Origin of the sequence: Arsenicicoccus cauae, assembly GCF_009707125.1 — a bacterium.
Classification (GTDB): domain Bacteria; phylum Actinomycetota; class Actinomycetes; order Actinomycetales; family Dermatophilaceae; genus Arsenicicoccus; species Arsenicicoccus cauae.
The window spans coordinates 1-24,739 of the sequence record NZ_WLVL01000043.1 but is presented as its reverse complement, the minus strand read 5'-3'; the positions used below and the strand labels follow the sequence as shown (position 1 = coordinate 24,739).

The following is a 24,739-nucleotide window of genomic DNA, read 5'->3' as shown; positions in this document are numbered from 1 at the left end:
TCGCTCCTTTACAGCTTCAGCAGGTTGGCGTCGTCGACCGAGGCCGACCGGCGAGCGCGGAAGATGGACATGATGATGGCGAGGCCCACCACGACCTCGGCCGCCGCCACCACCATCACGAACAGAGCGATGGCCTGGCCCTCGAGCGTGCCGTGCATGCGCGCGAACGTCACGAACGCCAGGTTGGCTGCGTTGAGCATGAGCTCGACGCCCATGAAGACGATGATCGCGTTGCGCCGCACGAGCACCGTGACGGCTCCGAGGCTGAACAGGATCGTCGCGAGGTAGATGTAGTTCATGAGGCTCATCGCGTGCGCCCCTCCTCGATCTCACGCTCGATGGCGTGCTCGATGTCCTCGAACTGGCCGGGCCGCGCCACCTGGCCGCGGGCCTCCAGGACAGCCGAGACCGACAGCTCGGAGGGGGTGCCGTCCGGCAGGAGTGCGGGGGTGTCGACCGCGTTGTGCCGGGCGTACACGCCGGGGGCCGGCTTGCCGGCCGGGAACCGACCGGTCTTGAAGCGTCGCTCCGAGTAGGCCCGCTGCGTGGTCTTGGGGACGAGCCGCTCGCGGTGCGCGAGCACCATCGCCGCAAGGGCAGCGGTGATGAGCAGCGCGGACGTCAGCTCGAAGGTCCAGACGTAGGGGCCGAAGATCAGGTCGGCGAGACCGTTGACGTTGCCCGCGGCGTTGGCCTTGTCCAGACCGACGGGGGCCGGGAGCCGGGACTGGCCGATCACGGCGATCAGCAGGACACCCAGGCCCAGGCCCAGCAGCACGCCCCAGGTGCGGATGCCCTTGTGGGTCTCCACCGTGGAGTCCGCCGAGTCGACGCCGATCATCATCAGGACGAACAGGAACAGCATCATCACAGCGCCGGTGTAGACGACCACCTGGACGATGCCGAGGAAGTCGGCGCCCTGGGCGAGGTAGATCGCCCCCAGGTTGACCATGATCACGGCCATGCACATGGCGGCGTAGACCGCCTTGCGGGCGAAGATCAGGCCGAGCGCCGCGAGCACGCAGACGATCGACGTGATCCAGAAGAAGACGGCCTCGCCGCTGGAGGTCATCGCCGGACTCCCTTCACCGAGTCTCGGGTGGCCTGCTGGCCGGAGCTGATCGTGTCGGTGCCCTCCACGGGGTCGCCGGTCGGCGCGGTGCCGTCGGCCGGGTGCGCGCCGTGCTCGTCGACCCACGCCTGCTGGGCGGGCGTCGCCGTGGTGACGCGCCCGAGGAAGTAGTCGCGCTCCTCCATGCCCTCGACCATGGGGTGCGGCGCGGCGATCATGCCCTCCTGCACCGGGGCGAGGAGCTGGTGCTTCTCGAAGATCATCTCGCCACGCGTGTGGTCGGCGAGCTCGTAGAAGTTGGTCATCGTCAGGGCGCGCGTCGGACAGGCCTCGATGCACAGGCCGCAGAAGATGCAGCGCAGGTAGTTGATCTGGTAGACGCGGCCGTAGCGCTCGCCGGGCGAGAACCGCGCCTCCTCGGTGTTGTCGGCGCCCTCGACGAGGATCGCGTCGGCCGGGCAGGCCCAGGCGCACAGCTCGCAGCCGACGCACTTCTCGAGCCCGTCGGGGTGCCGGTTGAGCTGGTGCCGCCCGTGGAAGCGCGCCGCGGTCGGACGCTTCACCTCGGGGTACTCCTCGGTGTGGCGCTTGCGGAAGAGGGTCCGCAGGCTGACGCCGAAGCCGGCCTGAGGGCCCAGGGCCTCCGTCAGGAAGCCCGCCCTGGGTCGCTCGTCGTGCTCGGCACGGTGCTCGCGGCTGACCTCGCCTCCCCTGCGGGCGGCGGGGTCGAGCGAGCTGCCGGGCTCGGGCTTGGAGTCAGCCACGGTGGTCCTCCTCGTGGTCGTTCGCGGAGCTGCGGCCCGCGGCCGAGCCGGCGGTCACCGAGCGGTGGCTCGCATGCGTGGGCTCGCGCAGCGTCTGGCCGGGCAGGGGGGGCACGGGGTGGCCGCCGGCGAAGGGGTCGATCTCGGAGGGGCGCTCGGGCTGCGCCGCCTCCCGACGGGCCTCGTTGCGGCTCTCGATGAGCCAGGTCGCCACGACTGCGCCTAGCAGGAAGACCCCGATGATGATCAGCAGGGAGACGTAGAAAGACCGGCCGAAGGCCGAGACCGAGGCCTCGCCGAGGTGGCCGAGCATGGCGGCCCGGACGAAGGCCACGGCCATGACCCACACCAGGGTGAGGGGGATCAGGAGCTTCCAGCCGAACGCCATGAAGTGGTCGTAGCGCGTGCGGGGCAGCGTGCCGCGGACCCACACGAAGAAGAACATGAAGCCCCACAGCTTCAGGGTGAACCACAGCAGGCCCCACCAGCCGTGGTTGAGCATGCCGTCGTTGATCAGCGTGAGCGGCGGCGGCGCCTGCCAGCCACCGAGGAACAGCGTGGTGGCGAGGGCCGAGACCGTGAACATGTTGACGTACTCACCGAGGAAGAACATGCCGAACTTCATGCCGGAGTACTCGGTGTGGTAGCCGCCGACGATCTCGCCCTCGCCCTCGGCGAGGTCGAACGGCAGGCGGTTGGTCTCGCCGAACATGCAGATGACGTAGACGATGAACGAGAAGATCGCGGGGATCACGAACCACAGGCTCGCCTGCTTGGCGACGATCTGCGAGGTGGACATCGACCCGGCGTACAGGAAGACCGCGACCAGGGACAGGCCCATCGCGATCTCGTAGGAGATCACCTGCGCCGTGGACCGCAGGCCACCGAGCAGGGGGTAGGTCGATCCGCTCGACCAGCCGGCGAGGACGAAACCGTAGGCGGCGATGGAGCCGGCCGCCAGCACGAGCAGCACGGCGACGGGTAGGTCGGTCAGCTGCAGGGGGGTGCGGTGGCCGAAGAGGTTGACCTCGCCCGCCAGCGGGATGATCGCGAACCCGATGAAGGCCGTGGACCCAGCGATGATGGGCGCCAGGTTGTACATGAACGTGTCGGCCTTGGCCGGGGTGAAGGTTTCCTTCCACACGAGCTTGAACCCGTCGGCGAGGGTCTGGAAGACGCCGCCCGGGCCGAACCGGTTGGGTCCGGGCCGCTGCTGCAGGAACCCGACGACGCGACGCTCGAACCAGATCACCACGACGACGCTGAGCATCAGATAGACGAAGACGAGCAGCGCCTTGACGAGGGTCAGCCACCACGGGGTGTCGCTGAAGTCCGCGCGGTAGGTCCCGCCGGGGGCGAGCTCCGTCGCGAGGCGGCCGGAGCCCGCCAGGGCGGAGGCCGCGAGGGTCGGGAAAGTGCTCACTGCGCAACACCCTTCGTCAGCGTGACGACATCGCCGTTGTCGACGACGAGGCGGGAGCGGACCGACTGGCCCGCCGAGCTGGTGGGGACCCAGACCACGTGGTCGGCCATGTCCTCGGTGATCCGGACGGGGTAGGCCACCGTCCCGGCGTCGGACCCGACCGTGACGATCTCTGCGTCGGACAGGCCGGCGGCCTCCGCGGTGACGGCGGACATCCGAGCCACGGGCTCGATGGCGGTGCCGGCGAGGTAGGGCTCACCGTCCTGCAGCGAGCCACCGTCGAGCAGCTGGTGCCAGGTCGCGAGGACCGCCCGGTCGCCGCCGGTGCGGCTGGGCGCCGTGGGGGCAGCGGGGTTGACCCCCTGCCGGGCCCCCGTCCAGGGTCCGAGCCGGCGCATCTCGCTCTCCACCTGGCTGGCGGTCCGCGCCCCGAGGTACGACCCGAGCTCGCCCGCGAGCAGGTCGAGGACCCGGTAGTCGCTCATCAGCTCGGTCTCGAGGGCCGCCTGGAAGGGACCCACGCGCCCCTCCCAGTCGAGGAAGGCGCCGGACTTCTCCGAGAAGGCGGCCACCGGCAGCACGACGTCGGCGAGGCGGGTGACGGACGACTCCCGCAGCTCGAGCGACACGACGAACGCTCGCTCGAGGCCTTCACGGGCCGTCCTCGGGTCGGGCAGGTCGTCCGCCTCGACGCCGCCGACCACGAGGGCGTCGAGCTCGCCGCGCGCCGCCGCGAGCAGCATCGCCGACGTGTCCAGGCCTGGCTCGGTGGGCAGCGTCGCGGCGTCCCAGGTCTGGGCCAACGAGGCGATGCCCTCAGCCGTGACGGGGCGCCCACCAGGCAGGAGGCTCGGCAGGCAGCCGGTCTCGAGCGCGCCGCGCTCCCCCGCCCGGCGGGGGATCCACGCGACACGAGCGCCCGTGGCGCGCGCCAGATCCAGCACGCCGTAGTAGCCACCGGAGGTGGCGGCGAGCCGCTCGCCGACCAGGATGACGGCGTCGGAGCCGGCCTCGCGCAGCGCGGTGCCAGCCTCGGCGAAGGCGCCCTCGCCGTCACGCACCGCTGAGAGCACCTCACCCTCGAGGCCCGGCGCGGCCTGCAGGACGGTGGCCCCGAGCTTGGTCGTGCCGCGGGAGGCGTAGGGCGCCACGGTGAAGATCTTGAGGCGGTTCTTGCGGAACGCCTTGCGCAGCCGGAGGAAGACGATCGGGGACTCGTCCTCGGGCTCGAGGCCCACCAGGAGGACGACCTTGGCCTGCTCGAGGTCGGCGTAGGTCACCGCGCCGTGGTCGGGCGCGGTGAGCGCCACGTGGGACGCCAGGAACTCGGCCTCCTCCACGGAGTGGGGACGGGCGCGGAAGTCGATCGAGTTGGTGCCGAGGACCGTACGCGCGAACTTGCTGTAGGCGTAGGCGTCGTGGATGGAGGCGCGGCCACCCACCAGCACGCCCGAGCTGCGGGCGCGCTCGAGGCCGGCGGCGGCCACGGCGAGCGCCTCGGGCCAGGAGGCGACGTGGAGCTCCCCGTCCTCGCGCCGCACCAGCGGCATGTCCAGCCGGTCGGCCTGCGTGGCGTACTGGAAGGCCCAGCGACCCTTGTCGCAGTTCCACTCCTCGTTGACCTCGGGGTTGTTGGAGGCCAGGCGCCGCAGGACCACGCCGCGGCGGTGGTCGGTGCGGATGGAGCACCCGGACGCGCAGTGCTCGCAGGTGCCGGGGGTCGAGACGAGGTCGAACGGGCGCGAGCGGAACCGGTAGGCAGCCCCTGTGAGCGCGCCCACCGGACAGATCTGCACCGTGTTGCCGGAGAAGTAGGACTGGAAGGGCTTCTCCTGGTAGATGCCGATCTGCGAGGCGGCGCCGCGCTCGGTCAGCGAGATGAACGGGTCGCCGGCGATCTGCTCGGAGAAGCGCGTGCACCGCTGGCACAGGACGCACCGCTCGCGGTCGAGCAGCACCTGCGAGGAGATGTTGACCGGCTTGGCGTAGGTCCGCTTGACGTCCTCGAAGCGGGACGTCGCCCGACCGTTGGTCATCGCCTGGTTCTGCAGGGGGCACTCCCCGCCCTTGTCGCAGACCGGGCAGTCCAGCGGGTGGTTGATGAGCAGCAGCTCCATCACGCCGTCCTGGGCCTTCTCTGCCACGGGCGAGGTCAGCTGGGTCTTGACCTCCATGCCCGGCGCGATCGTCATGGTGCAGGCGGCCTGGGGCTTGGGCATGGGGGCGATCTTGCCGTCGCGCCCCGGCGTCGCGACCTCCACGAGGCACTGGCGGCAGGCGCCGGCCGGGTCCAGCAGCGGGTGGTCGCAGAAGCGCGGGATCTGGATGCCGATCTGCTCGGCGGCCCGGATGATCAGGGTGCCCTTGGGCGCCCGGACCTCGACACCGTCGATGGTCAGCGTCACCAGGTCGGCGGCGCTGGTGGTGGGGGCGGTCATCGGGACACCGACTCCTTCGCGAAGAGAGTGGACGCCTCCGGCGGGAAGAGGTCGTACCAGGGCGTGTGCATGCCGGCCTCGAACTCCTCGCGGAAGTGCTTGATGGCCGACGAGATCGGCGTGGTGGCGGCGTCGCCGAGGGCGCAGAAGGACCGGCCCAGGACGTTGTCGCAGATGTCCAGGAGCTTCTCGATGTCGCCCTCGTGCCCCTGGCCCACCTCGAGCCGCTCCATGATCTGCTTGAGCCACCAGGTGCCCTCGCGGCAGGGGGTGCACTTGCCGCAGGACTCGTGGCGGTAGAAGTCGGTCCACCGGGACACGACCCGCACGACGGACACGGTCTCGTCGAACACCTGCAGGGCGCGGGTGCCGAGCATCGAGCCGGCCGCGGCGACCGAGTCGAAGTCGAGCGGCACGTCGAGGTGCTCCTCGGTGAAGATCGGCGTCGAGGAGCCGCCCGGCGTCCAGAACTTCAGGCGGCGTCCGTCGCGCATGCCGCCGCACAGCTCGATCAGCTCGCGCATGGTGATGCCGAAGGGCGCCTCGAACTGACCCGGGTTGGTCACGTGCCCGGAGACGGAGAAGATGCCGTGGCCGGTCGACTTCTCGGTCCCCATGCCCTTGAACCACTCGGGGCCGTGGAGCAGGATCCCCGGCACGGAGGCGATGGACTCGACGTTGTTGACCGAGGTGGGGCGGGCGTACAGGCCCTGGGCCCCGGGGAACGGCGGCTTGAGGCGCGGCTGCCCGCGGCGACCCTCGAGGGAGTCGAGCAGGGCGGTCTCCTCGCCGCAGATGTAGGCGCCGGCGCCGGCGTGCACGACGATGTCGAGCCGCTTGCCGGTGCCCATGGCGTCCTCGCCGAGGTATCCCGCGGCGCGAGCCTCCTCCACGGCGCGCAGCAGGCGGCGGTAGACGTGGACGACCTCTCCGCGCAGGTAGATGAACCCCAGCTCGCCCTGGACGGCGTGGGTGGCGATGGCGAGCCCCTCGATCAGGTGGTGCGGGGCCGCCATCATGAGCGGGATGTCCTTGCAGGTGCCCGGCTCGGACTCGTCGGCGTTGACCACGATGTAGCGGGGGCCGCCGTCCGGGGGTGCCATGAAGCTCCACTTGAGGCCGGTGGGGAACCCGGCGCCTCCGCGACCGCGAATGTTGGAGTCCTTGACCGCGCCCAGCACGGCGTCGGGCTCCATCGACAGGGCCTTGCGCAGGGCCTGGTAGCCCTCCGCCCTGGCCTCGTAGGTCGCCAGCGTCCAGGAGCGCTCCTGGTCCCAGGTGCGGCTGAGGACAGGGGTCAGCGCGGTGGTGGTCACTTGGTGTCCCCCTTGGGGTCGGAGGTGTTGCCGGCGGAGGCCGCGTCGTCGACGGGCGACGTTGCGGGCTGCTTGGCCTCGGAGCTCTTGCCCGCGGCGGCCTCGGCCTCGGCCGAGCTCTGCTTCTCGCCCGGGCCGGGCTGCGCGTCGACCTTGCCATTCTCGCTCGTCCCCGCCCCGTCGGCGCCGGGGACCGGTCCGGTGGCCTCCTCGCCGGCGCGGGCGGAGGAGGGCATGTCCCAGCCGTGCTCGCGGGCGATGCGCAGGCCGCGCATGGTCGCCGCGCCGCCGCTCGGGCCCTCGTCGGCATGCCCGTCGAGGAAGCCGGCGAGCACCCGGGACACCTCCTTGAAGGTGTGCACGCGGTCCGGGCCGCGCGTGGGACGGACGGCCTGCCCGGCGCGCAGGGCGTCGACGAGCTCCCGGGTGGACCGCGGGGTCATGTTGTCGAAGAACTCCCAGTTGGCCATCACGACGGGCGCGAAGTCGCAGGCGGCGTTGCACTCGAGCCGCTCGAGGGTGATCGTGCCGTCGGGCGTGGTCTCGTCGTGGCCGACACCGAGGTAGTCGCTGATGTCGTCCCAGATCTGGTCGCCCCCCATGACGGCGCACAGGGAGTTCGTGCAGACACCGACGAGGTAGTCGCCGTTGCGGTGGCGCTTGTACTGCGTGTAGAAGGTCGCCACGCCGGAAGCCTCGGCCGCCGTCACCCCGGCGAACTCGGCGGCCAGCTCGATGCCGCGCGTGGAGACGTAGCCGTCCACGCTCTGGACGAGGTGCAGGAGGGGCAGCAGCGCCGAGCGCTTCTGCGGGTAGCGCGCGACCACGGCCGCCGCGTCGCCGCGCAACCGCTCCGCGACCTCGGGCTCCCAGGGCTGCTCGAGGTGGTTGGGCTGGGTGCCGTAGTTGGGGGCATCGAAAGCTGACATCAGCGGTCCACTCCTCCGAGAACCGGGTCGACCGAGGCGACGGCCACGATGACCTCCGCCACCTGGGCGCCCTCGCACATCGCCGCCACGGACTGCAGGTTGTTGAATCCCGGGTCCCGGAAGTGCGCACGGTGCGGGCGGGTGCCGCCCATCGAGACGAGGTGACAGCCGAGCTCCCCCTTGGGCGACTCCACCGCCTGGTAGGCCTGGCCCGCCGGGACGCGGAAGCCCTCGGTCACCAGCTTGAAGTGGTGGATGAGGGACTCCATCGACTCGCCCATGATCTCGCGGATGTGCTCGAGGGAGTTGCCCATCCCGTCACCGCCGATGGCCAGCTGGGCGGGCCAGGCGATCTTCTTGTCGTCGACCATGACCGGCCCGGGGGTGGCCTCCAGGCGGTCGAGGCACTGCTCGACGATCTTGAGGGACTCCCACATCTCGGTGAAGCGCAGGCGCAGGCGTCCGTAGGCGTCGGACGTGTCCCAGGTCGCCACCTCGAAGTCGTAGGTCTCGTAGCCGCAGTAGGGCTCGGCCTTGCGCAGGTCGTAGGGGTAGCCGGTCGCGCGCAGCATGGGCCCGGTGACGCCCAGCGCCATGCATCCGGTCAGGTCGAGGTAGCCGACGTTCTCCATGCGGCCCTTGAGGATGGGCTGCTCGTTGATCAGCAGCTCCAGCTCATGGATGCCGCGGCGCAGGTCCGGCAGCTCCGCGCGCAGGTCACGGATGGCCTCGGCGGGGACGTCCTGGATGACGCCGCCGGGGCGGATGTAGGCGTGGTTCATCCGCAGGCCGGTGACCGCCTCGAAGAATCGCAGGATGCGCTCGCGCTCACGGAAGCCGAACTCCATGACCGTGGTGGCGCCGAGCTCCATGCCGCCGGTGCCGGTGCAGACCAGGTGGGAGCCGATGCGGTTGAGCTCCATCATCAGGACACGGATGACGTTGGCGCGCTCGGGCACCTGGTCGGTGATGCCGAGGAGCTTCTCGATCGCCAGGCAGTAGGCGGCCTCCTGGAAGAGGGGCGTGAGGTAGTCCATGCGCGTGCAGAAGGTCACGCCCTGGGTCCAGGAGCGGTACTCCATGTTCTTCTCGATACCGGTGTGCAGGTAGCCGATGCCCACGCGGGCGTCGGTGACCGTCTCGGCGTCCAGCTCGAGGACCAGGCGGAGCACCCCGTGGGTGGAGGGGTGCTGGGGGCCCATGTTGACCACGATCCGCTCGTCGGAGTGCTCGATCGCCTCCTGGGCCAGGTCGTCCCAGTCCCCGCCGACCGAGGTCAGCTCGTAGCCCTCCTCGTCCTGGCCGGCGCCGCCGGTGGCCGTGAACTCGCTGCGTGCGGTGCTCATCAGTTGTACGACCTCCGCTGGTCCGGGGGCGGGACGGTGGCACCCTTGTACTCCACCGGGACACCGCCGAGGGGGTAGTCCTTGCGCTGGGGATGACCGGGCCAGTCGTCCGGCATCATGATGCGGGTCAGCGCCGGGTGGTCGTCGAAGACGATCCCGAAGAAGTCCCAGGTCTCGCGCTCGTGCCAGTTGACCCCCGGCCACACCGAGGTCACCGACGGGATGTGCGGGTCGGCGTCGGGGCAGCTGACCTCGAGCCGGACCCGGCGGGACCCGTGGGTGAGGGAGAGCAGGTGGTACACCGCGTGCAGCTCGGCACCCTCGACCTGGGGGTAGTGCACGCCCGACACGCCCGTGCACATCTCGAAGCGCAGACCGGGGTGGTCGCGCAGCGCCTGCGCCACGGCCACCAGGTGCTGCCGGCGGACGTGCAGGGTCATCTCGCCGCGGTCGACCACCACCCGGTCGATGGCTTCGGCGAACGACGCGGAGCCGCCCAGCAGGGCCTTCTCCAGGGTGTCGGCGACGTGGTCGAAGTACGAGCCGTAGGGGCGCTCGGACTGCCCGGGGAAGAGCACCGGGGAGACGAGGCCGCCGTACCCGGAGGTGTCACCGCCACGGGAGCCACCGAACATGCCGTGGCGCCGCCCCATCTCGACGGGACGCAGCGACCCGCCCTCGACGGGCAACCGGCGCGCGGCCTCGCCCTGCGCCTCGGCAGGGAGCATGTCGTCGGTCATGCGAGCAGGCCCTTCTGCAGGTGGAGGGGGGTGGCCTCCATGGCGGCCCGCTCGGCGGCGCGGGCCGCCTCCTCGCGGTTGACGCCCTGGGGGGACGTCTTGACGTAGTCGTGCAGCGTCAAGATGGCGTTGAACAGCATCTGCGGCCGCGGCGGGCAGCCGGGGAGGTACACGTCGACCGGCACGATGTGGTCCACGCCCTGGACGATCGCATAGTTGTTGAACATGCCCCCCGAGCTGGCGCACACGCCCATGGCGATGCACCACTTGGGCTCGGGCATCTGGTCCCAGACCTGGCGGACCACCGGGGCGAACTTCTGCGAGCAGCGGCCGGCGACGATCATCAGGTCGGCCTGACGCGGGGTCGCCGAGAAGCGCTCCATGCCGTAGCGGGCGATGTCGAAGTCGGGGCCGCCCGAGGCCATCATCTCGATCGCGCAGCAGGCCAGGCCGAAGGTCGCGGGCCACATCGAGCGGTGCAGCATCTGCCCGGCGACCGCCTCCAGCGTCGTCAGGGCGATGCCCGACGGGATCTTGTCTTCTACACCCATGGGTCAGTCCCACTCCAATCCGCCGCGACGCCAGACGTAGGCGTACGCGATGAAGACGGTCAGCACGAACAGCACCATCTCGACCAGGGCGAAGAGCCCGAGCCGGTCGAACGCCACCGCGAACGGCAGCAGGAACAGCGACTCCACGTCGAAGATGATGAAGAGCATCGCGGTCACGTAGTACTTGACCGGGACGCGACCTCCGCCCTTGGCCACCGGGCTGGGCTCGATGCCGCACTCGTAGGAGTCGAGCTTCGCGCGGTTGTAGCGCCTGGGGCCGATGAAGCCGAAGACGAGCACCGACACCACGGCGAAGGCCACGCCGAGGGCGAAGAGGAAGAGGATCGGCACATACGGGTTGATGCTCATCCCGCCACGCACCCCTTTCGGTTGGTCTGCGACTTCATCCTAGGGTCAGCCAGGTGGGCTCGCTCACGGGCGGTCATGACGAGGGCACCAGACGGGTGAGGGCCGTGATCGCCCGGTCGGTCAGCGCGGGGCTGTGCTCGTCGGCGAGGTTGGCCATGACCTTCAGCAGCAGCTTCATCAGGGTCCGGCGCGGCAGGCCGTACCTCACCGCCAGGCGCATGACCTCGGGGTGGCCGATCAGCGAGGCGAACCCCCGGCCCAGGGTGTAGTAGCCGCCGAGCTGGTCCTTCATGACCCGTGGGTAGGCCTGCAACACACGCTCGCGCCCCGCGTCGTCCGACCGCGCGAAGGCCTGCACCACGACCTCGGCGCTGTGCCGCCCGGCCTCCATGGCGTAGTCGATCCCCTCGCCGTTGAACGGGTTGACCATCCCCCCGGCGTCGCCGACGAGCAGCAGCCCGTCGGCGTACAGCGGCTGACGGTTGAGGGCCATGGGCAGCGCTGCTCCGCGCATGGGGGCGGTCATGGTCTCGGGGGTGCACTCCCACTCGGGAGGCAGCGTGGCCACCCAGCGGCGCAGCAGGTCCTTGTAGTCGACCTGGCCGAAGGCGGGCGACGTGTCGAGCATGCCCAGGCCTACGTTCACCCGCCCGTCGCCGAGGGCGAAGATCCAGCCGTAGCCGGGCAGCAGGATGCGCTTGGCAGCAGGGTCGGCCGGGTCGGCATACGGGTCCTCCGGCACCCAAAGCTCGAGCCAGGACTCCATGTAGTCGTCGTGCGTGCGCGGGCTCGTGTAGTAGGTGCGCGCCGCGACGCCCATGGGGCGGCGGTCGAGCTTCTGGCGGCCCACGGCGGTCCCGAGCCGGCTGGAGACGCCGTCGGAGGCGATGACCACGGGTGCCCGCAGCTCGCGGACCTCGCCCGTGGCGCGCCCGTCCTGCATCACCTTGGCCTGGACGCCGACGACCCGGCCACGCTCGACGACGGGGGCGGTGACGTTCATGCCCTCCATCAGGCGGGCGCCGGTCGCGACGGCGTGCCGGGCCAGGGTCTCGTCGAGGGTCGCACGGGCGCGGGCCAGGCCGTAGCCCGGGAAGGCCGAGCTCTCCGGCCAGTCCAGCTCGAAGGTCTGCCCCGCCCCGACGATCCGCAGGCCCTTGTTGCGGATCCAGCCGTCCTCCTCGCGCGTGGAGACGCCCAGCGTCGCCAGCTCGCGGACGGCACGGGGGGTGAGCCCGTCGCCGCAGATCTTGTCGCGGGGGAAGGTGGCCTTGTCGAGCAGGAGGACGTCGAGCCCGTGGCGCGCGAGGTGGGTGGCGGTGGCCGAGCCGCCGGGACCGGCTCCGACGACGATGACGTCTGCGCTCTCCACGCCGGCAGGGCGTGGGGTCGTCCGAGAGGTCACAGTCACTCCGCATCAGTCGTCCGTCGTCGGCCGCGTCCGTGCCTGCCGTGCTCGTCGGCCTCGACGGGTCCGTCCGCCCCGGCAGGAGGCGCACCACCCCGGGAGTCTAGGAGGGCTCTGCACCGATGTCGCCTTAGGCAAGCCTCACTTGTGCACGCCTTCACAAGATCGTCGCCTGATCGTGACCCGAGGGCCCGATCCCTCGCGCGACGCGGGGGCGGGGGCGGCTCGCGGCTCGCGGCCTAGGTCATACGGGCTTGACCGCCCGGTGGACCGCGGCGATCCCGCCCGTGAGGTTGCGCCACTGCACCTGAGACCATCCCGCCCGCTGGATCCGGGTCGCGAGCGTGCGCTGGTCGGGCCAGGCCCGCATCGACTCCGCCAGGTAGACATAGGAGTCGGGGTTGCTGGACAGCGTCCGGGCCACCGTGGGCAGGGCCCCCATGAGATAGGTGGTGTAGAGGGTGCGGAAGGCCCGGTTGGTGGGCTGGCTCGACTCCCCCACCACCAGGCGACCCCCTGGGCGGGTGACCCGCAGGAACTCCGCGAGCGCCGCGTCGGTGTCGACGACGTTGCGCAGCCCGTAGGACATGGTGACGACGTCGAAGCTGTCGTCGGCGAAGGGCAGCCGGGTCGCGTCCGCGGCCGTGAAGGGCAGGGACGCGCGGCGGGCCTTGCCGACCCGCAGCATCCCCAGCGAGAAGTCCGCCGGGACGACGTGCGCCCCCGCCTCGACGAAGGGCAGGCTGCTCATGCCGGTGCCGGCGGCGATGTCCAGGATCGTGTCGCCCGGGCCGGCGCCCACCGCCGACGTCACGGCGCGCCGCCACAGCCGCATCTGTCCGAAGGTCATGACGTCGTTCATCAGGTCGTAACGACCCGCCGTCTCGTCGAACATCGAGGCGACCTCGTGCGGCTGCTTGGACAGCGTGGCTCGGCTCATGACGGACATCTTCACACGGCGGCCGCGTGCCCCCGGTGTAGCCTGAACCGGCGCCAGGCTCGCCTGCGCCCGACCGACCGCCTACCCGGACGAGGACCATGACCGAGCCGACGACCACCACCCGATCGCCCCTGCGCGTCGTGCCGCTCACGGTCGAGGGCCTGGACGCGGGCGTCGAGGCTCGCTCCGGCAGCTTCCTGCAGCTCTCCTCCTGGGCGAGGCTGAAGTCGGAGTGGGAGGGTGAGCGCATCGCCTGGGTCGACGAGCATGACGACGTGCAGGGCGTCGGTCTGGTCCTGCACCGCCGCCTGCCCAAGGTCCGCCGCTCGCTGGCCTACCTGCCCGAGGGTCCGGTGCTGCCCTGGGACGAGGTCGCCGAGGACCCGCAGCGGTGGTTCGGCCCGCTCGTCGAGCACGCCCGCCGGTCCGGCGCCTTCACCCTGCGGGTGGGCTGCCCGTCGACCGCGCGCACCTGGGAGCCCGGGACGGTCAAGGCGGCCCTCGCCGACGAGGAGCAGACCAGCCTGTATGCCGTGCCCGCCGACGCCGTCGACGCGTCCGGCTCCGCCATCGTGTCCTGGCTCCAGGCGCGCGGGTGGTCCCGGGCCGACGACGGGCCGGGGTTCGCGGCCGGGCAGCCTCGCCTCACCGCGGGGCTCCCGCTCGCCGGGCAGAGCGAGGAGTCCCTGCTCAAGGGCATGAACCAGCAGTGGCGTCGCAACATCAAGGCCGCCACCAAGGCCGGGGTGCAGGTGCGCCTGGCCACGCCCGAGACGCTGCGCGAGGACGTCGCGGCGTTCCACCGCGTCTACGTCGAGACCGCCGAGCGCGACGGCTTCACCCCTCGGCCGGAGTCCTACTTCCACCGCATGGCCGAGCTCATGGGTGCCCCCGGCTCGCCCGCCCGCTTCGAGCTGGCGCTCGGCGAGCTGGACGGCGAGCTGCTCGCCGCCACCATCAACATCACCGTGGCCGACCGCTGCTGGTACCTCTACGGGGCCTCGACCACCGCCCGCCGCGAGGCGCGGGCCATGAACGGCACCCAGTGGTTCGGGATCCAGCGGGCGCTCGCCGAGGGCTGCACCGTCTACGACATGCGCGGGATCACCGACGAGATCGGCAACGACGACCCGCACGCGGGGCTGGTCCGCTTCAAGATCTCCGTGGGTTGCGACGTGCACGAGCGGGTCGGCGAGTGGGACCTGCCGATCAACCGTCTGCTGCACAAGGCCTTCCAGCTCTACCTCGGGCGGCGCGGATGACCTTCAAGCTCGTCATCGACCAGCCTCGGTGGGAGGCGCACGTCGACGCCTACCTCGCCGAGCACCCCTGGGTGGTGCCCGTGGTCAAGGGCGACGGCTACGGCGTCGGCGCCGAGCGGGTCCTGGCGCAGTGCCGCCGCGTGCAGGCTCCCGTCGTCGCCGTCGGCACGCCGGCCGAGGCGCAGCAGGCCCTCGCCTCCACGGACGGCGACGTGCTCGTGCTCTTTCCCACCCTGCCCGGCGAGGCGCTGCCGGGCGGGGCGCTGCCCGGCGACGCGCGGCTCGTGCACACCGTGGCATCCGAGACCATGCTGCGCGAGTTGCTCGGCACCGGGCGCAGGTTCGTGGTCGAGGTGGACTCGCCGATGGGACGCCACGGCATCGAGTGGACGCGCCTGCCCTCGCTCGTCGACGCCCTGCGCGACGAGCACTGCGAGGGCGTGGCCCTGCACAACCCGCCCTCCGGCGACCGGGTGGAGCTCGTCTCCTCGCTGCTGGACCGGCTCGGCGAGCTGGGCGTCACGGTGCCGCGGCTCTACGCCTCGCACCTGACCGCCGAGGAGGTCGGCCGCCTCTCGGGCTCGGCCGGCGACACCGCCGTGCTGGTCCGCACGGGCACCGACCTGTGGCTCGGCGACCCCGCCGCGCTCACGGCATACGGCCAGGTGATCGACGTGCACCCGGTCGCCAGGGGCCGCTCGATCGGCTACTCGCAGAGGACCGCTCGCAAGGACGGCTGGCTGGCGGTCGTCGGCGGCGGCACGGCCCACGGCGTCGGCATCGAGACCGCTCGTCCCCGTATGACGCCGCGCCTGGCGGCGCGCAAGGCCGCCCGGGTCGTCGCCACGCAGCTGGGTGGGGCTCCCTCACCGTTCCGGCTCGACGGCCGCCGGCTGACCTACGCCGACGTCCCGCACATGCAGGTGTCGATGGTGAGCGTCCCCTCGGGCGACGCGGTGCGCCCGGGCGACTGGCTGGCGTGCGACATGCGGATCACCGTCACGCGTTTCGACGAGGTCGAGGTGCGGGGCGCAGACACCGGAGCCGCGTCGCCGGGGGTCCCCGGACGGTGACGATCTCGACCACGTCGTCCGTCACAGGCACGGGCGGGCCCGCTCCCGTGCCCTCCCTCCGGGTCGTGACGCGCCGCATCGCCGACCCGGGCGACCTGCTGGGCCTGGTCCCCGCGAACCTCCCCGCCACCGCGATCTTCTCGTGGCTACGACGCGGTGACGGCATCGTCGGGTGGGGCCAGGCGGCCCGCGTCGACACCATCGGGGCCGACCGCTTCGCCGAGACGTCGCGGTGGTGGACCGCGCTCGTGGCCGAGGGGTCCGTCGACGACGACGTCCGCCGCCCCGGCTCCGGGCTCGTGGCCTTCGGCTCCATGGCCTACTCCTCGTCGTCGCCCGCGGGCGGCACGCTGGTCGTGCCGTCGGTGGTCGTGGGACGGCGAGGTGACGAGGCGTGGGTGACGACGTGCACGCCTGCCGGGCAGCCGACCCCGTCGGTCCACCTCGAGGCCCGCCCCGCGCCGGCGTCGCCGCAGGGCGTGTCCTTCGGCGACGGCTCGCAGACGCCGACCCAGTGGATGGGCGCGGTCGCGACGGCCGTGTCGCGCATCAACGCCGGCGAGCTCGACAAGTGCGTCCTCGCCCGCGACCTCACCGCCCGCGGCCTGGCCCCGCTCGACACCCGGCGGCTGCTGCAGCGCCTCAGCACGAGCTACCCCAACACCTGGGCCTTCTCGGTCGACGGGCTCGTCGGGGCCACGCCGGAGATGCTGGTCCGGCTCGAGCGAGGCCTCATCACCTCGCGCGTGCTCGCCGGGACCATCCGCAGGACGGGCGACGACGAGCGTGACCTGTCCCTCGCCGCGCATCTGGCCCGCTCCTCCAAGGACCTCGTGGAGCACGAGTTCGCCGTCCGCTCCGTGGCGGATCGCCTGGCCCCGCACTGCGACTCGATCAACGTGCCGGAGTCGCCGTTCGTCCTGCACCTGCCCAATGTCATGCACCTCGCCACGGACGTGGCCGGCGTGCTGTCGTCCCGCTCGACGTCGCTGGCGCTGGCTGAGGCCCTGCACCCGTCGGCGGCGGTCTGCGGGACACCCCGCGACGCCGCGGAGGCCCTGATCACGGAGCTCGAGCACATGGACCGGGGGCGGTATGCCGGACCCGTGGGCTGGCTCTCCGCGGGCGGGGACGGCGAGTGGGGCATCGCGCTGCGGTCGGGGGCCATCTCGCCCGAGGACCCGCGCGAGATCCGGTTGTTCGCCGGGTGCGGCATCGTCGCGGGGTCGGACCCCGCGGCCGAGCTGGCCGAGTCCGACGCCAAGCTCGTGCCGATGCGCGACGCCCTGTCCTCCTGAGTCCACCGCGCAGGCGCTGCCCTGGGGACCTTCCCCGGAGACTGCCTTGCGGCATGCGGCATGCGGCATGCGGGGTGCCGGAGGTGCGCCCATGCACGACGCGAGGTGCGACGAGGATGTCGGACGCAACCCTCACGCCGTCGGCGTGCGGAGGGGGTCGGGGAGTGCAGCGCTCAGGTCAGCACGGCCGCGACGGCCGAGCGCACCTGGGCCCGCAGCGCGCGGACCCCGGTGCGCGCCAGGGGCACCTCCACGACCCGTATGCCGGAGGCCTTGCGGCGCAGCGCCTCTCGCAGCGCCGACGTCGTCGTCACCCGCTCGTGGGCAACGTGGTGCGCGGCGCACAGGGCGCCGAGCTCGGTGCCGGTCGGCGTGCCGAAGACGCGCTCGAACTCCCGTGCGCGAGAGGGATCCCCGTGCTCGAGCGTCGCGAAGATCGCGCCGCCGTCGTCGTTGACCACCACGACCGTCAGGTCGGGTCGCGGCTCACCGGGGCCGACGAGCAGCCCGTTGGCGTCGTGCAGGAAGGTCAGGTCGCCCATCAGCGCCCACGTCGGTGCGCCCGACGCCAGCGCGAGTCCCGTTGCGGTGGAGACGCATCCGTCGATCCCCGCGAGCCCGCGCGAGGCGACGACGGTCACCGGCGCCGCGAAGTCCCCTGAGGCCCAGTCGAGGTCGCGGGCGGACTGCGACGACCCGACGAACAGCGTTGCGCCCTGGGGCTGCTCGGCCAGCTCACGCAGCACGGTCGAGGCGACCGTCAGCCCGGACAGCTCGTCCGCGGGCCAGAGCGGGGTGGCCGCGAGCCGCTCACCCGCCTCGCGCCACCGGGCCGTCCAGGCCTCATCATCGGTGGAGCGCTCGTGGATCTCGGTGGCGGCCAGGGCTTCCCACGGGTGCACGCGGCTCACCCGGGCCGAGGGGTCGGGCCAGTCGGGCGCCGGCGTGACGCAGTCGACCCGCTCCACCTGGCGCAGCAGGTCGGCGACGTCACGCGTGAGCGTCAGTCGGCCCACCACGAGCACCCGCGCGGGCAGGCTCGACTCGAGCCAGGGGCGGCACGTGAGCAGCAGCGGGCCGTGGGGCAGGACCGACGTCCGGTCCATCAGCCCGAACGGCTCCGCCACCACCGGCCACCCCGCCGCCCGCGCGAGCGCCACCGCCTCGTCGGCCATCGCCGGCTCGGGCAGGTCGCCGAGCACCACCACGGTGCGGGGGACGTCCTCGACCCCTGTCACCGACTGCAGCGCCGTGGTCGCCGCCGACGTCCACGGGGCGCCGCCCGGTCGCCCCTCGAGGGACTCGGGCCAGTCGTGAGCGTCGCCGGGGGTCAACGGGTCTCGCATCCCGACGTCCAGGTGCACCGGGCCCGCCCACCCCGTGAGCGCGCCCGTGGCGGCGGCGCAGGCCCGGGAGACGACGGAGCGCCATCCGGCGACCTGCCCGGCCCGACGCTCGGGGGCCGGGATCTCGTGCCGCCACCGCAGCGCCTCGCCGAACATGCCCGGCTGCACCGTGGTCTGGTTGGCGCCGGTCCGCAGCAGCTCAGCGGGCCGGTCGCACGACAGCACCAGCAGCGGCACGCCGGCGTGGTGCGCCTCGAGCACGGCGGGGTGCAGGTTGGCGACGGCCGTGCCGGACGTCGTGATGACCGGGACGACCCGTCGCGACACCTTGGCCAGCCCCAGCGCGAGGAAGCCCGCGGACCGCTCGTCGACCCGCACGTGCAGCCGCACCCGCCCCACCTGGTCGGCCGCGTGCACGGCGTAGGCCAGTGGCGCAGAACGCGATCCGGGGCACAGCACCACGTCCGTCACGCCGTGCCGGGCCAGCTCGTCGACGAGGACCTCGGCCAGGGCCTGGGAGGGGTTCATGCCCCGATGCTCGCAGACCCGGACGCGAGGACCGCGTGGCACGCGGCGACCCGGTCCCGCCACCAGGCCGTCCGCCTCGACGCCGCCGCGAGGGCATCGAGCCGGTCGGGTGGCACCTCGACCGGTCGTATGCCGAGCGCCCCGCCGCTCGGGAGCAGCGGCGCGGCGGCGACGTCGCCCTCCAGCAGCGCGACCGTGCCGAGGCCGCAGGCGTGCTCGAGCGACGGGAGGGCGGCCGCGAGGGCCACGCCGGCGCGGATGCCCACCGAGGTGTCGAGGGCGGAGGACACGACGGCGGGCAGGCCGCACGCCTCGACGACGCGCAGGGCCGCCCGCACCCCGCCGAGCGGGGCCACCTTGACCACCACGAGGTCGGCCGCCTCCAGCCTGGCCACGCGCAGCGGGTCCTCGGCCTTGCGGACGGACTCGTCCGCGGCAACAGCCACATCGATCCCGTTGCGGGCCAAGGCGATCCGCAGCGCGGCGAGCTCCTCCACGGTGGCGCACGGCTGCTCGGCATACTCCAGCCCGTGGCGCGACAGGGCTCCGAGCGCCCGCAGCGCGTCGTCGACGGACCAGCCGCCGTTGGCGTCCACCCGCACCCGCGCGCCCGGGCCCATGACCCGCCGCACCTCGGCGACCCGGGCGAGGTCGTCGTCGAGGGACTGGCCGCGCTCGGCGACCTTGACCTTGGCCGTCCGGCAGCCGTCGAAGCGGGCGACGACCCCCGCCACCTCGTGGGCGGCGACGGCCGGGACGGTGGCGTTGACCGGGACGGCCTCGCGGACGGGCTTCGGCCAGCCCAGCCACGCCGCCTCGACGGCGGCGGCCAGCCAGCGGGCCGCCTCGTCGGGCGCGTACTCCAGGAACGGCGCGAACTCGCCCCATCCCGCGGGGCCGTGGATCAGCACGGCCTCACGGTGTGTCACCCCGCGGAAGCGCGTGTGGAGGGGGATCGTGACGACAGACATCTGTCCGAGCAGCTCGTCGAGGGCTGGCAGCGCGCGGGTCGGCATACGGCCCATCATCCCCCGCCGCCGGCCCGAGCCGTCCGAGAGGAGCCGACCGGCTCATGGCCTTCGTGATCGTGCTGGCGATCCTGACCCTGGTGGCCGCGTATGCCGCCGCCCGCCCGAACGACCTGTGGTTCCAGCACTACGCGGGGCGCTTCGCCCGGGCCCGCTCCGCGCGACCCGGGGAGCCCGAGCACGCGCGACGGCGGCGGACCTACCTGGTGATGGCGGCGATCTGCGCCGCGCTGCTCGCGATCAGCCTCTGGGCGCTGTGGCTGAGCAACCAGCCTGCACCCGTCTCGTGATCGCGGGCGAGACCGGCCGGACGGGCCCGTCCCGGTAGGCCCGTCCCGGTAGGCCCGTCCCGGTAGGTCCGATCAGGCTGGCCCGAGGAGGACCTCGCGAGGGTCGTCGAGCGCGACCCGCACCCGGTCGCCGAAGTGCGCCCGCATCGACGGCACCCCCTCCCGCACACCGCGCACCGGCCACCAGCGTGCCTCGAGGTTCTCGTCGTCCCCGACCGCCGGCTCACCCGAGACCCACCGCAGGCGGAAGGTGTGGTCGACGTACTGCGCCTCGTCGCCGTTGGCGTGCCTCACCGGCTCGGTCGTCGACACCCACACCAGCCGCTCGACCTCGGCGACCACGGACGCCTCCTCCATCACCTCGCGGACCGCGGACTCGTGGACCTCCTGCCCCGGCTCGACGATGCCGGTCACGGGGCTCCACTCGTCGGTGTCGGCACGCCGCACGAGGAGCACCTGCTGCTCGTCCCCCTCCCCCCGCAGGACGACGGACGTGACACCGGTGAGCCACAGGGGCGCGTGCCCCACGTGGCGGCGCAGCTCGACGATGAACTCGGGGATCGGCATACCTCCACCGTATGCCGACCGCACGCCGCCACCGCCGCGCCACCGCAGCGACGCGGCGCGGCTATCCTCGGTTCCGTGAGCAGCCTGGACGTCGTCAGCGAGACCTTCGACCCCGCCGAGTGGACGGAGGTGGAGGGCTTCGACCTCACCGACATCACCTACCACCGCCGCGTGGGCGGTCCGTCCCGCAGCGCCAACGGCGTGGTCCGGGTCGCCTTCGACCGGCCGGAGGTCCTCAACGCCTTCCGCCCACACACCGTCGACGAGCTCTACCGCGCGCTCGACCACGCCCGCATGACCCCCGACGTGGGAGTCGTCCTGCTGACGGGCAACGGTCCCACGCCGCGCACCGGCCAGTCCGCGACCACCGGCGGCTGGGCCTTCTGCACGGGCGGCGACCAGCGGATCCGTGGGCGCAGCGGCTATCAGTACGCCGTGGAGGGCAGCACCGACGAGACCGCCGCCGCCATCGACGAGGCGCGGGTCAAGGCGGCGGGCGGGCGCCTGCACATCCTGGAGGTGCAGCGCCTCATCCGCACGATGCCCAAGGTCGTGGTGGCCGTGGTCAACGGGTGGGCGGCCGGCGGCGGGCACAGCCTGCACGTGGTGTGCGACCTGACGATCGCGTCTCGCGAGAACGCCCGCTTCAAGCAGACCGACGCCGACGTGGGCTCGTTCGACGCGGGCTACGGCTCGGCCTACCTCGCCAAGCAGGTGGGTCAGAAGTTCGCCCGCGAGATCTTCTTCCTCGGTCGGTCCTACACCGCCGAGGACATGCACCGGATGGGCGCGGTCAACATCGTGGCCGATCACGCGGACCTCGAGCGCGAGGCCCTGCAGGTCGCGACCGAGATCATGGGCAAGAGCCCCCAGGCGCAGCGGATGCTGAAGTTCGCGTTCAACCTGAGCGACGACGGTCTGGTCGGTCAGCAGGTGTTCGCCGGGGAGGCGACGCGCCTGGCCTACATGACGGACGAGGCCGTGGAGGGACGAGACTCGTTCCTGGAGAAGCGCGACCCCGACTGGTCGCCCTTCCCGTGGTACTTCTGACCCGTCACGATCGCTGAGGCGCGGCCTGCGGCCGTGCCCCGTCTCGACGGCCGCGCCCCGCGAGGGACCCGAGAGCGGTCAGGGGGCCTCGCCGGGCGCGAGCTGCAGGGCGAGGTAGTTCTCGATCCCCGTGCGGGCGATCGCGTCCAGCTGGCCCTCGAACCAGTCCGCGTGGGTCTCCTCGTCGCGCGCCATCTCCTCGAAGATCGAGGCGCTCGCGTGGTCACCGAGCGCGTGGCACTCCTCGGCGGAGGCGTTGAACTGCGCTACGGCGGCGACCTCGCTGGCCAGGCCGAGCCGCAGCATCTCCTCGGCGGACTCGCCGATGCTGATCGGGTTGAGCCGCTGCACGTTGGGGTGGCCGTCGAACATCAGGATCCGCTCGATGAGCTCGTCCGCGTCCTTCATCTCGCCGATCGACAGGTCGTAGAACACCTTGCCGAGCTTGGGCAGACCCCAGTTGTCGAGCATGCGCGCGTGCAGGAAGTAGGTGTTGACCACGGTGAGCTCGAAGGTCAGCGCCTCGTTGAGGAGCTCGATGATCCGGGGGCTACGCGGCTGCATGTGAATCCTCCAGGGCCGATTGGACGGTCGCCAGGCGCGCGAGCTGAGGCGCCAGCGCGTGCTCGAGCGTCAGCCTAGCGCCGACCGGCTCGAAGGAGTCCTCACGGAACCTCTGGAGCAACGACCGCACCGCCGGGACGCACCCGCCGCACACCGTGCCGGCGCCGGTGGACCGGCAGACGGCCCCGAGGGTGGGCCCCTCCGCCGCGGCGACCTCGAGGATCTCGGTGTCGCGCACGATGCGGCAGTGGCAGACGATCATGGCGGCAAGGCTAACCTCACTTAGGGCATCCTCACCAGATGGTGTGGACGAGATCACACCCCGTCCGCGCGCCACGAGCTCCCTGCGTCGGAGAGCGTGCGTCCAGGCGACGCCCAGGATGTCGGGCTAGCGTTGCTCGCCGAGGGGAGTACTTCCCAGTCCCGATCCGGTCATTCCGGCGGCCGCGTCAGACGGCCGCCTCGGACGGGGGCCCGACGCCTGGCGCGGGTGAAGGAGACCTCAGACCGCCATACGACGATCTGAGGACCCCACCTTGATGCTGACCCTGTCCATGCCGTATGCCGCTGCGCCCGCCGCAGCCCAGGCCGCCCCCTCCGGCGGGGCCATCGACTCCATCGGCACGCCCATGCTGTGGGCCGCCACCCTCGGCGCCGTGCTGGCGCTGTTCGCCCTCGACTTCCTGCTGACCCGCAAGCCGCACGCCGTCTCCATGCCCGAGGCCGTCAGCTGGTCGGTGTTCTACATCGCGCTCCCCCTGCTCTTCGGCGGGTGGGTGTGGGCGCAGCACGGCTCGCAGACCGGGATGGAGTACTTCACGGGCTACCTCGTGGAGAAGTCGCTCTCGGTCGACAACCTGTTCATCTTCATGCTGCTGCTGGCGGGGTTCGCCGTCCCGAAGGAGCTGCAGCAGCGCGTCCTGCTCATCGGTGTCGCGGGCGCCCTGGTACTGCGCGGCATCTTCATCGCCCTCGGCGCACAGCTCATCGCGAGCTTCGACTGGGCCTTCCTGCTCTTCGGCATCATCCTGCTGGTCACCGCCGTCAAGGTCGCGCGCGACGCCATGACCGACGCCGACCACCAGCCGGTGGCCGAGATGCCGGTAGTCCGCCTGATCAACCGCGTCTGGCCCGTCGCGCAGGAGTACCACGGCACCCGCATGACGGTCCGGTCGGCTGGTCGGCGCGCCCTGACCCCGCTCGCCGTGGTCACCCTCGCCGTCCTCGGGACCGACATCATCTTCGCCATCGACTCGGTGCCCGCGGTCTACGGCATCACCGGAGACCCCTACCTCGTCTTCGCCACCAACGCGTTCGCCCTGCTGGGCCTGCGGGCGCTGTACTTCGTGCTCGAGGGGGCGCTGTCGCGGCTCGTGCACCTCGGGCACGGCCTGGCGATCATCCTCGGCTTCATCGCCGTCAAGCTGATCCTGCACTGGGCCCACGGCGTGTGGCCGGGCGTCACGACCGTCCCGACCCTGTGGTCGCTGGTGTTCATCGTCGCGGTGCTGGCCGTCGTGACGGTCACGAGCCTGAGGGCCACGCGCGACCGCTCCACCGGCTGCACCGGCGCTCACGACCACGCCGTCGAGCACGACGCGCAGCGCTACTGAGTCTCACGAGACGCAACCACGACCCCCGGACGGGTGTTGCTCGGATCACACGGCCGTGCTCCGCGGATTCGAGCCACTCCGTCCGGGGCGATATGCTAGAGAGACGTGCTTGGCTCACCCGCCGGTCGGGATGGAACATGTCGACCGGCCGAGCCGCACGTCTCCCGCGTCGGCCCATCTCGTGCGTGCTGGCGCCCCGGCGGTCCCCTTGTCCCGGCCTCGTGGCCCAGGCGCCGCCGTGCCACCGCAGCACCTGACCGTCGCCCCCTCCCCGATCGGCTCTCATGCGTCACCACCCTCGTCATCGCGCGCCCTCGCGTCGCACCTCCGCCCCCAGCATCGCCGCCGCCACGGCCATCGTCGCCGCGGCGACCGCTGTGGTGACCACCAACCTTCCCGGCCAGGTCTCCGAGGCGTCGGCCGTGGAGGCTGCACCTCGCGCCACGGCCGTCGCCGCCCCGCCGCAGGTGGCGGGGTCCCAGGTGGCGGCATCGAGGGACAAGGACAAGGCGTCCCGCTCCTCCGCGCGCACAGCACCCTCCGCCGCCACGATGACGCGGCTGCTGCGCCCCGTCGCCGTGCCGGGCGCCCTGCTCACGGCCCGACCCATCGACAGCGCGGCCACCCGCACGGCCAAGGCGGGGGTCGCCTCCGCGCGGACCGCCGAGGCGGGCACCCGTGCGACCCTCCAGCGCACGCGCACCGACGCCGTCGCGAAGCACCGCGCATGGGCGCAGACCGTCACCGAGCAGACCCGCGCCGTGCAGCAGGCAGCCGGCGGCCGTCCCGCGGGCGCGGGCGCGACGGCGCCCCTCACCGCAGAT

Annotated in this window: 25 protein-coding genes; 7 read left to right on the top strand and 18 right to left on the bottom strand. The window is 72.2% G+C overall.

What is annotated here, in order from left to right; genetic code table 11:
- Positions 1-8 precede the first annotated feature (8 nt).
- From nuoK to GGG17_RS14095, 13 genes are all read right to left on the bottom strand, one after another.
- Positions 9-308: an NADH-quinone oxidoreductase subunit NuoK gene (nuoK, locus tag GGG17_RS14155; protein ID WP_019286409.1), complete on the bottom strand. Its 300-nt coding sequence runs from the start codon at positions 306-308 to the stop codon at positions 9-11.
- The gene (locus GGG17_RS14150; protein WP_154594351.1) at positions 305-1,072 is read right to left on the bottom strand and encodes an NADH-quinone oxidoreductase subunit J; all 768 of its coding nucleotides are present in this window, start codon (positions 1,070-1,072) and stop codon (positions 305-307) included. Before GGG17_RS14150 ends, nuoK begins: the two co-directional genes overlap by 4 nt.
- Positions 1,069-1,836 (bottom strand): NADH-quinone oxidoreductase subunit NuoI, encoded by a 768-nt coding sequence (nuoI, locus tag GGG17_RS14145; RefSeq protein WP_375804526.1) that lies wholly within the window; start codon positions 1,834-1,836, stop codon positions 1,069-1,071. The genes GGG17_RS14150 and nuoI overlap by 4 nt, the downstream gene beginning before the upstream one ends.
- Positions 1,829-3,226, bottom strand: a complete 1,398-nt coding sequence (gene nuoH / locus GGG17_RS14140) for an NADH-quinone oxidoreductase subunit NuoH (protein ID WP_154594366.1) — start codon at positions 3,224-3,226, stop codon at positions 1,829-1,831. The genes nuoI and nuoH overlap by 8 nt, the downstream gene beginning before the upstream one ends.
- 29 nt (positions 3,227-3,255) lie before the next feature.
- Positions 3,256-5,697 (bottom strand): NADH-quinone oxidoreductase subunit G, encoded by a 2,442-nt coding sequence (locus tag GGG17_RS14135; RefSeq protein ID WP_154594350.1) that lies wholly within the window; start codon positions 5,695-5,697, stop codon positions 3,256-3,258.
- Complete coding sequence (gene nuoF, locus GGG17_RS14130) at positions 5,694-7,013, bottom strand: NADH-quinone oxidoreductase subunit NuoF (protein WP_288798119.1); 1,320 nt, start codon at positions 7,011-7,013, stop codon at positions 5,694-5,696. The genes GGG17_RS14135 and nuoF overlap by 4 nt, the downstream gene beginning before the upstream one ends.
- Entirely contained in the window at positions 7,010-7,942 is a 933-nt protein-coding gene (nuoE, locus tag GGG17_RS14125) for an NADH-quinone oxidoreductase subunit NuoE (RefSeq protein WP_154594349.1), read from the bottom strand. Before nuoE ends, nuoF begins: the two co-directional genes overlap by 4 nt.
- Positions 7,942-9,288 carry an NADH-quinone oxidoreductase subunit D gene (locus tag GGG17_RS14120; protein ID WP_154594348.1) on the bottom strand — a complete coding sequence of 449 codons (1,347 nt, stop codon included), beginning with the start codon at positions 9,286-9,288 and terminating at the stop codon, positions 7,942-7,944. Before GGG17_RS14120 ends, nuoE begins: the two co-directional genes overlap by 1 nt.
- Positions 9,288-10,028, bottom strand: a complete 741-nt coding sequence (locus GGG17_RS14115) for an NADH-quinone oxidoreductase subunit C (RefSeq protein ID WP_154594347.1) — start codon at positions 10,026-10,028, stop codon at positions 9,288-9,290. Before GGG17_RS14115 ends, GGG17_RS14120 begins: the two co-directional genes overlap by 1 nt.
- Complete coding sequence (locus tag GGG17_RS14110; RefSeq protein ID WP_154594346.1) at positions 10,025-10,579, bottom strand: NADH-quinone oxidoreductase subunit B; 555 nt, start codon at positions 10,577-10,579, stop codon at positions 10,025-10,027. The genes GGG17_RS14115 and GGG17_RS14110 overlap by 4 nt, the downstream gene beginning before the upstream one ends.
- A 3-nt stretch (positions 10,580-10,582) precedes the next feature.
- Entirely contained in the window at positions 10,583-10,948 is a 366-nt protein-coding gene (locus GGG17_RS14105; RefSeq protein WP_154594345.1) for an NADH-quinone oxidoreductase subunit A, read from the bottom strand.
- A 73-nt stretch (positions 10,949-11,021) separates the two neighbouring features.
- Positions 11,022-12,320, bottom strand: coding sequence for a geranylgeranyl reductase family protein (locus GGG17_RS14100; RefSeq protein ID WP_289033255.1), 1,299 nt, complete (start codon positions 12,318-12,320; stop codon positions 11,022-11,024).
- 280 nt (positions 12,321-12,600) lie between these two features.
- On the bottom strand, positions 12,601-13,296 hold the full coding sequence (locus GGG17_RS14095; protein WP_154594344.1) for a demethylmenaquinone methyltransferase: 696 nt from the start codon (positions 13,294-13,296) through the stop codon (positions 12,601-12,603).
- Positions 13,297-13,394: 98 nt separating this feature from the next.
- Between GGG17_RS14095 and GGG17_RS14090 the strand changes: the two genes are divergently transcribed.
- From GGG17_RS14090 to GGG17_RS14080, 3 genes are all read left to right on the top strand, one after another.
- The gene (locus GGG17_RS14090) at positions 13,395-14,558 is read left to right on the top strand and encodes a lipid II:glycine glycyltransferase FemX (RefSeq protein WP_230083033.1); all 1,164 of its coding nucleotides are present in this window, start codon (positions 13,395-13,397) and stop codon (positions 14,556-14,558) included.
- Positions 14,555-15,631, top strand: a complete 1,077-nt coding sequence (locus GGG17_RS14085) for an alanine racemase (RefSeq protein WP_154594343.1) — start codon at positions 14,555-14,557, stop codon at positions 15,629-15,631. Before GGG17_RS14090 ends, GGG17_RS14085 begins: the two co-directional genes overlap by 4 nt.
- Before the next feature lie 65 nt (positions 15,632-15,696).
- On the top strand, positions 15,697-16,929 hold the full coding sequence (locus GGG17_RS14080; RefSeq protein WP_311966713.1) for an isochorismate synthase: 1,233 nt from the start codon (positions 15,697-15,699) through the stop codon (positions 16,927-16,929).
- 173 nt (positions 16,930-17,102) lie between these two features.
- On the opposite strand, the gene menD is transcribed toward GGG17_RS14080, so the two are convergent.
- Complete coding sequence (gene menD, locus GGG17_RS14075; RefSeq protein ID WP_154594342.1) at positions 17,103-18,803, bottom strand: 2-succinyl-5-enolpyruvyl-6-hydroxy-3-cyclohexene-1-carboxylic-acid synthase; 1,701 nt, start codon at positions 18,801-18,803, stop codon at positions 17,103-17,105.
- Positions 18,800-19,819, bottom strand: a complete 1,020-nt coding sequence (locus GGG17_RS14070) for an o-succinylbenzoate synthase (protein WP_154594341.1) — start codon at positions 19,817-19,819, stop codon at positions 18,800-18,802. Before GGG17_RS14070 ends, menD begins: the two co-directional genes overlap by 4 nt.
- A 56-nt stretch (positions 19,820-19,875) precedes the next feature.
- Between GGG17_RS14070 and GGG17_RS14065 the strand changes: the two genes are divergently transcribed.
- Complete coding sequence (locus tag GGG17_RS14065; RefSeq protein ID WP_154594340.1) at positions 19,876-20,121, top strand: hypothetical protein; 246 nt, start codon at positions 19,876-19,878, stop codon at positions 20,119-20,121.
- Between the two features lie 72 nt (positions 20,122-20,193).
- Here the strand turns inward: GGG17_RS14065 and GGG17_RS14060 are convergent, their stop codons facing one another.
- On the bottom strand, positions 20,194-20,688 hold the full coding sequence (locus GGG17_RS14060; RefSeq protein ID WP_154594339.1) for an NUDIX hydrolase: 495 nt from the start codon (positions 20,686-20,688) through the stop codon (positions 20,194-20,196).
- 75 nt (positions 20,689-20,763) lie between these two features.
- On the opposite strand from GGG17_RS14060, the gene GGG17_RS14055 reads away from it, so the two are divergent.
- Positions 20,764-21,738: a 1,4-dihydroxy-2-naphthoyl-CoA synthase gene (locus GGG17_RS14055; RefSeq protein WP_288799544.1), complete on the top strand. Its 975-nt coding sequence runs from the start codon at positions 20,764-20,766 to the stop codon at positions 21,736-21,738.
- A gap of 78 nt (positions 21,739-21,816) precedes the next feature.
- Here the strand turns inward: GGG17_RS14055 and bfr are convergent, their stop codons facing one another.
- Positions 21,817-22,302 (bottom strand): bacterioferritin, encoded by a 486-nt coding sequence (gene bfr, locus GGG17_RS14050; protein WP_154594338.1) that lies wholly within the window; start codon positions 22,300-22,302, stop codon positions 21,817-21,819.
- Positions 22,289-22,564, bottom strand: a complete 276-nt coding sequence (locus tag GGG17_RS14045; RefSeq protein ID WP_154594337.1) for a (2Fe-2S)-binding protein — start codon at positions 22,562-22,564, stop codon at positions 22,289-22,291. The genes bfr and GGG17_RS14045 overlap by 14 nt, the downstream gene beginning before the upstream one ends.
- 277 nt (positions 22,565-22,841) lie before the next feature.
- Between GGG17_RS14045 and GGG17_RS14040 the strand changes: the two genes are divergently transcribed.
- Positions 22,842-23,915 (top strand): TerC/Alx family metal homeostasis membrane protein, encoded by a 1,074-nt coding sequence (locus tag GGG17_RS14040; RefSeq protein ID WP_230083032.1) that lies wholly within the window; start codon positions 22,842-22,844, stop codon positions 23,913-23,915.
- Between the two features lie 284 nt (positions 23,916-24,199).
- On the top strand, positions 24,200-24,739 hold a 540-nt coding region (locus tag GGG17_RS14035), incomplete at its 3' end, for a hypothetical protein (protein WP_230083035.1).